At 53.4% G+C, this 11,056-nt stretch carries 10 protein-coding genes; 2 read left to right on the top strand and 8 right to left on the bottom strand.

The window, feature by feature from the left end:
• The 7 genes from PPL9_RS23045 to PPL9_RS23010 form a co-directional block, all read right to left on the bottom strand.
• Positions 1 to 1,033, bottom strand: a 1,033-nt coding sequence (locus tag PPL9_RS23045; protein ID WP_208989574.1) for an ABC transporter permease subunit, incomplete at its 3' end; no start/stop codon positions are given.
• Positions 1,026 to 2,111: an ABC transporter ATP-binding protein gene (locus tag PPL9_RS23040; RefSeq protein ID WP_057464909.1), complete on the bottom strand. Its 1,086-nt coding sequence runs from the start codon at positions 2,109 to 2,111 to the stop codon at positions 1,026 to 1,028. The genes PPL9_RS23040 and PPL9_RS23045, both read right to left, overlap by 8 nt.
• Positions 2,112 to 2,288: 177 nt before the next feature.
• On the bottom strand, positions 2,289 to 3,416 hold the full coding sequence (locus tag PPL9_RS23030) for an extracellular solute-binding protein (protein WP_057464907.1): 1,128 nt from the start codon (positions 3,414 to 3,416) through the stop codon (positions 2,289 to 2,291).
• 302 nt (positions 3,417 to 3,718) lie between these two features.
• Positions 3,719 to 4,660 (bottom strand): metal ABC transporter permease, encoded by a 942-nt coding sequence (locus PPL9_RS23025; protein ID WP_057464906.1) that lies wholly within the window; start codon positions 4,658 to 4,660, stop codon positions 3,719 to 3,721.
• Positions 4,660 to 5,895 carry a metal ABC transporter permease gene (locus PPL9_RS23020; RefSeq protein ID WP_057464905.1) on the bottom strand — a complete coding sequence of 412 codons (1,236 nt, stop codon included), beginning with the start codon at positions 5,893 to 5,895 and terminating at the stop codon, positions 4,660 to 4,662. The genes PPL9_RS23025 and PPL9_RS23020 overlap by 1 nt, the downstream gene beginning before the upstream one ends.
• A gap of 9 nt (positions 5,896 to 5,904) precedes the next feature.
• Positions 5,905 to 6,729, bottom strand: a complete 825-nt coding sequence (locus tag PPL9_RS23015) for a metal ABC transporter ATP-binding protein (protein WP_057464904.1) — start codon at positions 6,727 to 6,729, stop codon at positions 5,905 to 5,907.
• Between the two features lies 1 nt (position 6,730).
• On the bottom strand, positions 6,731 to 7,699 hold the full coding sequence (locus PPL9_RS23010; RefSeq protein ID WP_057464903.1) for a zinc ABC transporter substrate-binding protein: 969 nt from the start codon (positions 7,697 to 7,699) through the stop codon (positions 6,731 to 6,733).
• Between the two features lie 340 nt (positions 7,700 to 8,039).
• Between PPL9_RS23010 and PPL9_RS23005 the strand changes: the two genes are divergently transcribed.
• Both PPL9_RS23005 and PPL9_RS23000 read left to right on the top strand, forming a co-directional pair.
• On the top strand, positions 8,040 to 8,957 hold the full coding sequence (locus PPL9_RS23005; protein WP_057464902.1) for an MBL fold metallo-hydrolase: 918 nt from the start codon (positions 8,040 to 8,042) through the stop codon (positions 8,955 to 8,957).
• A 62-nt stretch (positions 8,958 to 9,019) separates the two neighbouring features.
• Entirely contained in the window at positions 9,020 to 10,213 is a 1,194-nt protein-coding gene (locus PPL9_RS23000; RefSeq protein WP_057464901.1) for a MalY/PatB family protein, read from the top strand.
• Between the two features lie 306 nt (positions 10,214 to 10,519).
• Here the strand turns inward: PPL9_RS23000 and PPL9_RS22995 are convergent.
• Positions 10,520 to 11,056, bottom strand: a 537-nt coding sequence (locus PPL9_RS22995) for a DUF1499 domain-containing protein (protein WP_152986810.1), incomplete at its 5' end; no start/stop codon positions are given.

Raw genomic sequence — 11,056 nt, 5'->3', positions numbered from 1 at the left:
GCGGGAGAACCACCCGCCAGTGAATACGCCATGTGGACGCGCCCAGATCCTTTGCCGCTTCGATCTGGTTTTTGTCGAGCGTATCAACCGTGTTATAGATTGGGAAAACCATGAAGAGCACGTAGGCGTAGACCATTACGGTGAACACGGCGCCATTGGAGGCAACAAAGCGGAAGCCTTCGCCAGCTTCCATGTTGATGATGCCCAGCAGGTCCAGCAGACCGTTGAGCACGCCTTGCTTTTCCAAGATCATGATCCACGAGAAGATGCGCAGCAGCTCGTTGATTGCGTAGGGGATCAGAAGGCCAAGCATCAGGATTGCAAGCTTGTTACGGTTCGTGGTCATCGCAACGGCGTAGGCCACTGGATAGCACAGTGCAAACGCCAGAATAGTGACGCAGAGCGCGTAGATGATGGTGGCAAGGAAGATTTGGAAATGCACCGAACTCATCATAGTGAAGTTCTTGAGCGAATAAGAGGTATCCAAACCGACAGCGTCTGTCGTGGATTTCTCAGTTATTTCCAGCGCAGCAATCTGGGTTTCTAGTTCACCCTTTTGCGCTAGTAACGGTGCTTCCTCGGTCTCAATTTCGGCAAGACTGCGGCTTACCGCGCTTGTGTTGCCTGCTGATGGTGCGCCAAACGGGTTCAGGCCTGATGTATCGTTTGCTTCTGGTACTGACGGCGTTCCGAATGGATTGAGGCCGGAGGTATCATCAGAGGGTGACGGTGTACCAAACGGATTGAGTGCGGAGGCACTGTCTTGCTGGGGAGCAGTAGACGTGCCAGCAATCAGATCCTCTTTTTCGGCCTGAAGCTCTACCAGTCTGGTGTTGATCTGGAACACGTCTTCATAGGCGCGGTCAATTTCCAGTGCCAGTGTTGCTGCCGCTCCGCCCCTGTCTTCATAGGTGAAGGCGCGGTCGATCATGGACATTTGCGGCAGAATAATCAGCACCACAATCCAGATCGCAGCCAGACCTATAAAAAGTGTGGTCAGGCCTTTGCCGTAACTCTTGATCAGACTATTCACTGGCCAGCTCTCCCGGACGCATCACAACGGCATCTTGCGCAGCAAACCAGAGTTTCTGGTCTGCGCCCAGAGGCTGGTGGGTCTGCTCAACATTGGTCACGTGGATTGCAACGGGTTGGTCCCCTGCCCGCATATGGAGGTTCACAAAAGGACCTTCCATGTCGCGGCGCTCCAGAATTGCAGAGAGGCCGTTCTGCTGGCCCTGCTTTTCTTCCAAGGTCATTCGCTCAGGACGCACGAAGAGGATGGCCTCCTCTCCTTCATTCAAGCCGTGTGCGTTCTGGCCAAAGAGCTTGCCTTGCGATGTTTCCAGAATTGCGAAGTCACCTTCTTTGCCAATGACTTTGCCTTTGAAGATGTTCTGCTCACCCACAAAGCTTGCCACAAAGGGCGTTTTGGGGTGCGCGTAAATCTCGTCAGAGGTGGCAACCTGTTCCACCACGCCTTTGTTCATGACCGCAACACGGTCTGACATGGTCAGTGCTTCACCCTGATCGTGTGTGATGTAGATGAAGGTTACACCCGTTTTACGCTGCAGGTCTTTCAACTCTGCGCGCATGTGCTGGCGGAGTTTGAGATCGAGTGCGGAGAGCGGTTCATCAAGCAGGAGCACAGAGGGCTCAACTGCAAGGGCGCGGGCGATGGCAACGCGCTGGCGCTGTCCGCCTGATAATGCTGTAGGCAGTTTGTCGCCCTGACCATCCAGCGCGACCAGAGACAAAAGCTCCTGCGCCTTTTCCAGCCGGGTCTTCTTTGCGATGCCGCGTGCTTCAAGACCGAAGGCAATGTTGTCTCGCACGCTCATGAGCGGAAACAGCGCAAGGTTCTGAAAGATCAGAGCTGTTGGTCTGGCATTTGCACGGATGCCGGACATGTCTTTTTCGCCGATCACAACACGGCCCTGTGAGGGAGTAAGAAAGCCGGAGATCATGCGCAAAATGGTTGTTTTGCCACAACCAGACGGACCGAGGATGGAGAAAAACTCACCAGCGTTGATCTTAAGGTCAGTGGGCTGGACGGCGACGAAATCGCCAAATTTCATGGAGAGGTTTTCAAGAATTACATCATTGCCGTGCATGAAGTGCCTATTGCTTCGCTTCAATCTCTTAAAGATTGGAAATTCAGAGGTTTTCTGCGTGCCTGACATTTTGACCAGTGCACAGTCCGTGCTCGTATGGTGCGCAGTCTTGCTGCTGCATTTCTTAGGAGCGGATGTGCAAAGCGCGGCTGATGCCGCGCTTTGCTTTCAACGCCCTTAAGCGTTGGTGATCTTGTCAACGTATTCCTGACGCAGTGGAGCGAACCACGGCGTATCTGCCGGGTACCACCACAGGTTCGCCAGCGTGTCGTTGTTGTAGATTTCCAGGAACTGCTTCTTGTAGGTTTCGCCTGCATGGTTTGCAGCACCAACAACAGCGGAGTTGTAACCGGTGTTTGAGCTGAACATGCCTGCCATTTGCGGGTCAAGCATGGCGTTGATGAAGGCGTAGGCTTGTTCTGTGTTGGCCGCACCGCTTGGAATGCCCATGGAATCCATCCAGGTCATGCCGCCTTCTTTTGGCATGCGGTACTTCCATTTTGCATCTTCACGGCTGAGCAGCAGACCGGTTGTGTCCCATGTCTGACCGATAGACGCGCCAGCCTGTTTGAAGGCGTTTGTTGCTTCGGTTGCGTTGTTCCAGAACGCAGCAATGTTTGCTTTGCGCTCAATGATGAACTTGGCTACTTCGTCCCAAACGCGGCGGGCGTCTTCCTCGGTCTTGTAAACATCGAGCATACGGTCAGATTTCACTTTGCCGATTGCATCGAGGTATAGGCCGGTGCCGATCAGAGCGGACTTCTGACGGAAGGCAGCCTTGCCTTTTGCTTCCGGTGCCCAGAGGGAACCAAAGGAAACTTCATCGTTTGACAGCGGGAACACGGAGCTGTCGAAGGTGATTGCCTCTGTGCCCCAGTCGAATGGCAGCAGCATACGCTTGCCGCGGTAGGTGCCGCCCAGCTTCACGCTGTCGCGCAGCATGGAAGGCACAACAGCATCAACCTTGAGCTTGCTCTCATCAAGAGGTGCCAGCAGGTCATCCGGGTAGTAGTTGGCACCGTTGGTGATGGACGGGAAGATCACGTCAAAGCCCTTGCCACCAGCTGCTTTCAGCTTCTGCTCAGCTTCATCGTTGGAACCAAAGGTGGACAGGTTGATCTTGATGCCTGTGTCACCTTCAAACTTCTTGATCATGTTGTCCTGAACGTAATCGCCCCATGCGAACACATTCACCTGACCAGAAGATGCCAGCGCATCAGAGGCCTTCAAAATTGCAGGAGCGGCAATCGCAGCAGCGGAGGCTGCGGCAGTGCCTTTTATAACCGAACGACGAGAGATAGACATTTACGGACCCTCAAGAGACAAAGAATTCTTAATAGCAACCGAGGCGCGATACTTAGATTCGGCGCCTCTCCGGTTCCATCACCTAGGCAGCTAACTGCAACCTGTGACAGACCCATGACAATTTACGTATATTAACTTATGGAGCGTAGCTCATTATTAGCGGGCTAGGCAATATTGTATTTATATTTCTATAGGTTGACCTGAAAACTCTAGGTAATTTCAATCTGTTATTTATTTGGCAAACTAAAAAGGGAGCACCTTTTCAGGTACTCCCTTTCAATTGTCGAAGGCTACAGGCTCTATCAGACGCTTGCGTGCGCTCTTTGCCGGCGACGCCGCATAACGACGCCATAGTGCGGAGCAAACAACATGGCAAGCACCTGCTGCAGACCAGCGACAACCGCAATCATACCGGCTGCAGACACGGAGAATTCATAGCCAAGCAGGCCCGGACCGAACGCTGCCAGCAAGTAGCCAAACAGGCCAGCGGACAGGGATGCGATGCCGGAGATGAAGAGCTGGACTTTCAGGTTATCTGTCAGCATACGGGCCGTTGCTGCCGGGCAGATAAACATAGCAATCACAAGGATTGACCCTACAGCTGTAAATGCAGCAACAGCAGCGATTGCCACCATGACAATGAGTGAAAGGCCAAGCCATTTAGGCGAGAAACCAAGGCTTGCAGAGAGCAACGTGTCAAAGCTGGAGATCTTCAACTCTTTGAAGAACAGCACGATAAACATAATCACCAGCATATTAACAACAAACAGCTGCTTGATGCTTTCCGGCAGGGTCATGAGCACCTGCCAGTTCCACAGGTCTGAGAGGGAATAGGCATCCAGCCAGATTGCACTTTCCAGATTACCGTAGAGCGCGTGTTCCACATCCAGATGGACGCCAGCGGTCCCGGTTTGCTCCAGAATCACAACGCCTGCAGCGAACATGGTGGTGAACACCACACCCATGGCTGCCCCTGGTTCCACATTGCCGATACGCCGGATAAGCTCAATCAAGAGGACTGCAAAGATTGCTGCTCCCCCAGCTCCGAGCATCATGGCCCAGGAGCTGGTCTCATGGGTAAACAGGAAGCCGATCACGATACCTGGCAGAACCACGTGGGAGATTGCATCGCCCATGAGTGCTTGCTTGCGCAGAACGAGGAAGTTGCCGAGAAGACCGCAGGCGAGTGCTGCCAAAGACCCGAGCAGGATGCTTGGGAGGTCAAATTGCAGGAAAATATCCATCAGACTGCTCCTCCTCTGCTTGTTTCATCACCGCGCACAACATGCGGGCTTAGTTCCTGTTCCAACACTCTGACTGTATCAGCGGGCAAAACTTCTCCGATTGGCTTCAGGGACCAGTCGGCCAGTGCATGTGATTCTTCTGGGTGCATTTCGCGGTAGAGGTTCCAGAGCTTCTGGTCCCGCTCAATGAGGCGAGCTTCAGACTGGCCTTTGACCGTTGGCTGACCGTCACCGCCCATGAAACCACCACGACGGAGGATGGAGCGGGTGAGAGGTTCCAGCACTGGTTCATCGTGTGCGATGGCAAGCAAACCCTGACGCAAGTGTACGATGCGCTGGAAACGATAGTGCTTGAGCGCTGCTGCCAGAATGCCTCTGACAGGCGAGATAAGCAGGGAAACTACAAAGAAACTGAAGAGCACCAGCACGATCAAACCGCCTGTTGGCATGTTTGGTGCACTGGCTGAGAGAGCAGCTCCAATGTAGCTTCCCGAGGCGCCAATACCTGCGGCAATGGCAACCAACACCGGCACGCGGTCTGTCCAGAAACGGGCAGCCACAGGTGGGATGATTGCCAAAGCAATAATGAGAACGAGACCTACTGTTTTAAGGCCGATCACCACAATGCCCAGCAAAAGCAGAAGCAGTGTGCGGTCCAGCCAGCGCACGTTGTAACCACAGGCTGCTGCAAAGCTTTCATCAAAGCAAAGCAGTGAGAATTCTTTCATGCGCAGCACAACGGCAAGGCCAACGAGTGCTGCTGCCACTGAGATGGTCAGCGCCTCAGACTTGAGCATGCCGGAGGTTGCACCAAGCAGGAAGCCTTCCAGACCCGCCTGCCCTGCAATGGACATGGACTGGATGATCGTCAGCAGCACCATACCCACGGCAAAGAAGGTGGAAAGTACGGTGCCGATGGCGGCATCTTCTGTGAGGCGAGTGTGGGTTTTGATCCAATCCACGGCGAGAACGCCCACACCAGCAGACAAGGCTGCACCAAACAGGAGCACTGGCAGGGAGCGACCTGAATCGAAGTAGACCTGTGCGATGATGAAGGCGAGCGCGACGCCGGGAAGTGTTGCGTGACTGACAGCATCCGAGATCAGTGTCCGCTTTCTGAGCAAAACAAAAACACCGATGGCACCACTGGCCGCACCCAGAAGGGCTGCGCCAATGCAAACCAGCGCTGTGTTGTAGCCTGCGGACAAAGTAAGGGCGGCAAAGAACTGTTCCATGACGTTGCCTTACGCGTTTGAGGCTTCAGAGAGGCCATCCAGCTGAGTGCTGGCAAGGCGTCCGCCATACGCTTTTTGCAGGTTTTCAGCGGTGAAGGTTGTCTCCACTGGGCCGTCTGCCACGTGCTGCCCATTGAGCAGCAGGATGTGGGAGTAGTAATCACGCACGGTTTCAAGATCGTGGTGCACCACAAGAACGGTCTTACCATCTGCTACCAGTTGGCGGAGCACCGCTACGATTGCTTTTTCTGTTGCAGCGTCCACACCGGCGAACGGTTCGTCCATGAGATAGACTTCAGAATCCTGTGCCAAAGCTCTTGCAAGGAACACGCGCTGCTGCTGACCACCGGAGAGCTGACCGATCTGGCGGTTTGCAAAGTCCTGCATGCCAACGGATTTCAAACAGTCCATCGCCTTTTGACGGTGCTTGCGGGATGGCCAACGGAACCAGCCGATTTGGCCGTAAAGGCCCATCAGCACCACATCAATGGCCGTTGCCGGAAAATCCCAATCCACGGCTGAGCGCTGCGGCACATAGGCGATGCGCTTGAGGGCCTTTTCGATTGGTGCGCCAAAGACTTTGGTGTCGCCAGAGAGTTTCGGGATCAGGCCAAGAGCGGCTTTCAGGAATGTGGACTTACCAGCGCCATTAGGGCCAATGATGGCTGTCAGGCATCCCTTTGGAGCTGAGTACGACACGCCCCAAAGCACAGGTTTGTGGTGGTAAGCGACCGTCATGCCCTGCACGGTGAACGGCAGGTCCTGCGGGTTCACAGTTTTTGAGCTGTCGGTGTCATGCAACAAGTGCAGACCGGAGGAACTTCTATCATGCATCTTAGTGACCTGCTCCAAGTTTACCCTGCATACCCTGAGCAGGTGCTTCTCCACCCAGAGCGCGTGTAATCGAGGTCATGTTATGGTCGATCATACCAATATACGTTCCTTCATAGGTATTGGACTGGCCCATCGCATCTGAGAAGAGCTCGCCGCCGACCTCGACCTTGTGGCCTTTGGCTGCGGCACCTTCGACCAGCGCACGTATGTTTCGCTCTGATACTGACGATTCAACAAACACTGCTGTGACTTTGCGGTCGACGAGAAGGTCAACCAGTGTCTCAATCCGCTGCAAACCAGCTTCTGAGTTGGTGGAGATGCCCTGAATGCCAACCACTTCCAGATTGAAGTCGCGGCCAAGATAGGTGAAAGCATCATGCGCGGTTACAAGAACACGGCGCTCCTGAGGTACCGTCTGGAGGATCTTATCGCCATAATTTGCCAGCTCCTGCACCTGCGCCAGATAGGCTGCTGCGTTGTCGCGATAGTCCTGCTCGTTTTCAGGGTCCATGGAGACGAAGGCTTCGGTCACACCATTGATCGCGCCTTGCCAAAGGGTCGGGCTCATCCAGACGTGCGGGTCATAGCGACCAGCGTACGCGGTTGAACCTTCAAGCTTGGCAGAGTCGATGGTTTCACCGATGAAGAAGACAGGTTTACGTTTTTGAAGCTTCAGCAGCAGATCTTCCATCTGCGCTTCCAGAAACAAACCGTTTGCGAAAATCGCATCTGCGCGGCCCATCTTCACCACGTCAGAGCGGGTCTGGCGGTAGGAGTGCGGATCAATGCCTGTTCCCATCAGCGCTTCCACAGTGACGTTGTCACCGCCAACGGCACGCACAGCGTCAGCAACCATGCCCACTGTGGCAACTGCATTGATCGGAGCCTTGGCAAGTGCCGCTGACAGGCTGGAAAAGCCTGCGAGAACCATCACTGTCACTGCAAACACAGCAGCTTTGAAGTAGCGCATAAAATCCAACTTTCTAAAACGACTAGAGCAAACTTTCCGGCTCTTCATCTTTCGCAGTTCTCCGACCCAGCCACTTTGTTCCTGGCCAATATCTTCGCCCTGAGCTCTTTAAATAAAGATACCATCAGAATTTCTGCGGGCATCCTGTTTCTTCTTGCAGTCTAGTTGCAACTCATTCTTAATTGCAATATAAAAATGAAAGTTTCTGAAAATCGGTATTTTGCCCCTTCTGTGATGAACTGTGGGACGTGAGCAGAAAGTCGACCATCAATCAGGTCTAGTTGCCATTGCCTCTTATTTGCCAAAGGCTTATTTATAAGAGCAATGGGAGAGACCTGACATGAGCAAGATGGACTTCAATCGCGAATTTGATGCACGACACGGTGAGCTTGTTGCAATCACCGATGTGCTGTCGCGCGTGACCTGTAATAACCCGAGTGCCCTAACGTTTGCAGGAACTAACACTTTCCTTGTTGGTAAAAACGAGGTTGTTGTCATCGATCCGGGCCCGATGGATCTGGAGCATCTGGACGCTTTGATGAAGGCCATTGATGGCCGACCCGTGAAGGCCATTCTCGTCAGCCACACCCATGTGGATCATTCCCCACTTGCCGGCCCTTTGAAGGAAAAGACGGGTGCTCCTGTGATGGGATGCGGGCCTCACAAACGAGCTGTTTCATTTGCTGATATGACTGAGACCCCCATGGATGCGAGCTCTCAGAAGGACTTTACGCCCGACGAAGAGCTGGAGGATGGCGCTAAAATCTCTGTTGATGGTGTGACAATTGAAGTGGTTGCGACGCCGGGACACACAGAGAATCACCTTTCTTTCGCCCTTCCTGAGCAAGGTGTGATGCTGCCCGGTGATCACGTGATGGCCTGGTCTACAACCATTGTGGCACCACCAGACGGGTCTATGAACGCCTATATGAAGTCGCTGGACAAGCTCATGGCGCGTAGTGAAACCCGCTACTTCCCGTCTCATGGCGGCGAGGTAAACAACCCGAAGGTCTTTCTCCCCCAGTTGAAGCAGCATCGTCAGATGCGCTCCGATGCTATTCTTGAGCGTTTGCGTGCGGGGGATGATGAGGTCATGACCATGGTGAAAGCCATTTACACAGATGTGGACCCAAAGCTGCATGGGGCAGCGGCGCTCAATGTTCTTGCACAACTGGATGATCTCATCGCTCAAGGGGTTGTCATGTGCGATGCGAAGGTTACACTCTCCGCAAAATTCACGTTGCGTGAGCTGACATAGCTCAGCTTACACACTGTCAGGACACCCCAGAGAAACCGATCTCTCCAACACTTAGAGACGTAATGACCAGTATTTTTGACCAGAAGATCGATCGCAGAAACACTCATTCTCTTAAATGGGATGAGATGGAAAGTCGCTATGGCATCAGTCCTGATGACGGTTTGCCGATGTGGGTTGCAGATATGGATTTCCGCCCCCCGCAAGCCGTGAACGACATGGTTGCCCGCGCTGCGGAGCACGGCATTAACGGCTATTACGGTAATGATGCGCCTTACAAAGAGGCTGTCATTTCCTGGATGAAGCGTCGTCACCAGTTCGATGTCTCTCCAGACTGGATCACAACAGTGCCCGGTGTTGTTGCTGGTTACTCCATGGCTATTCAGGCGTTTTCTGAGGAAGGTGATGGCGTCCTGGTGTTCTCACCAGTTTACCACGCATTTGGCCGCGCTGTGCGTGACAACAACCGCCGCCTTGTAGAAAGCCAGCTGATTGAGCGCGATGGCGCTTATTACATGGACTTCGACAATCTGGCTGATCAGATTGACGAGCGCACCAAGATCTTGTTGCTGTGCAGCCCTCACAACCCGGGTGGTCGTGTTTGGACTGCAGAGGAACTGACCCGCATTTGCGAGTTCTGCCTTGAGCACAACATCTTGATCATCTCTGATGAGATCCACCACGACCTAATTCTGGATGGCTCCAAGCATGTGGTCACCTCGACCTTGTCTGAGGCGATTGCAGAGCGGACGATTACATTTACATCTGCCTCCAAGACCTTCAATCTGGCCGGTTTTGCGACGGCTGCGTGCATCATCAGCAACAAAGAGCTGCGTGATCAAATCCGCAAGGTCTTTACAGCTTGTGGAGTTCACGCCACCCCGCTCGGCTCACAGGCTACAACTGAGGCTTACAACCATGGCGATGAATGGCTCACTGAGGCTTGCGATTACATTGCGGCCAATCAGGAGCTGCTGATTGAAGGGCTGGAAGCTGCTATCCCTGGTGCTAAAGTGATGCGCATGGCGAGCACCTATTTGCAGTGGGTCGATTTTAAAAATGTTGACCTGCCGTTTGATGAGATCGTCGCTCGAATCCAGAAGCAAGCGAAGGTCGCTGTCAACATCGGCAGCACGTTTGGAAAAGGTGGCGAAACGTTCCTGCGGTTCAATCTGGCCTGTCCAAAATCGACTGTTGAAGAGGCTATCAAACGTTTGGAAGATGTTTTTGCAGATCTTCGCATCCAAACAAACGCTTGATTTCAAAGCTATATTTTGAGTTATCAAAGATACGCCCATTTCTGGGCGTATTTTTTTGTGGGGGCGTGACAATTATCACACATATATGCTATTAAATGAGTCATATTGAATTTATAGAGTTCAACGGCTTCCCCGGCTTCAGAACTCTCAGAGTTTCGCGATAGCCTTAAAGCGGTACTCGTTGTTCAAGCAAGCTTTCATAACCAGTGCTTCCCCGGCGCTGGTTATGTCGTTTCTGGGCCTGCTTTTATCTCCGGATCATACTCTACCAAACTGGCAGCAGCTCCTTTGACAGGTGCAGGCAGTTTACTGTGCAGGCTTTTGTGAGGGAATTGGCGCGGTCCCACGCTCTTTCAACATGGATGCAATTGAAGGTGGCAGTTCTAGCGGAGCTTCCAGCAGTGTCACGCTCTCTGAGATTTTTATCCGAGGCGGCTCTTCGGCCTCGTCCTGCAGGACCAGCTCTGGCTCTTCAACCCGGGCTGTGATGCCGTAGTTTTGCAAGAGCACCTTATCCAGACTTGCCAGAAACCCTCTTATACGGCGGGCATTGGTGCCAAAATCATGGCTGCCGAAGCGGGACGCAGAGCGGATATCCAAAAGTGTCCCGACCCTATCCGGCTGGATGCGAATGGCGACATCATCCTTCAAAGAGAAGTATGGCATGCGTGCTTCCATGAGCAGGTAGGTGGGCTCGTCCGGGAAACCCGCGGGTAACTCGTAAATCACCTTCCACCCCATGCTGGAGGCGACGCTGGAAACAGCGTTGTGCAGCTCAGGAGGAGGCAGGCGGAACCGGCGCGGGACGATGTCTGGATAGCTGGCCTTTTGCATGAGCTGCTT

It is taken from the genome of Pseudovibrio sp. POLY-S9 (assembly GCF_001431305.1).
Taxonomy (GTDB): Bacteria; Pseudomonadota; Alphaproteobacteria; order Rhizobiales; family Stappiaceae; genus Pseudovibrio.
Note: the sequence above shows the minus strand (reverse complement) of the source record. Positions and strands in the feature narration are given on the sequence as shown.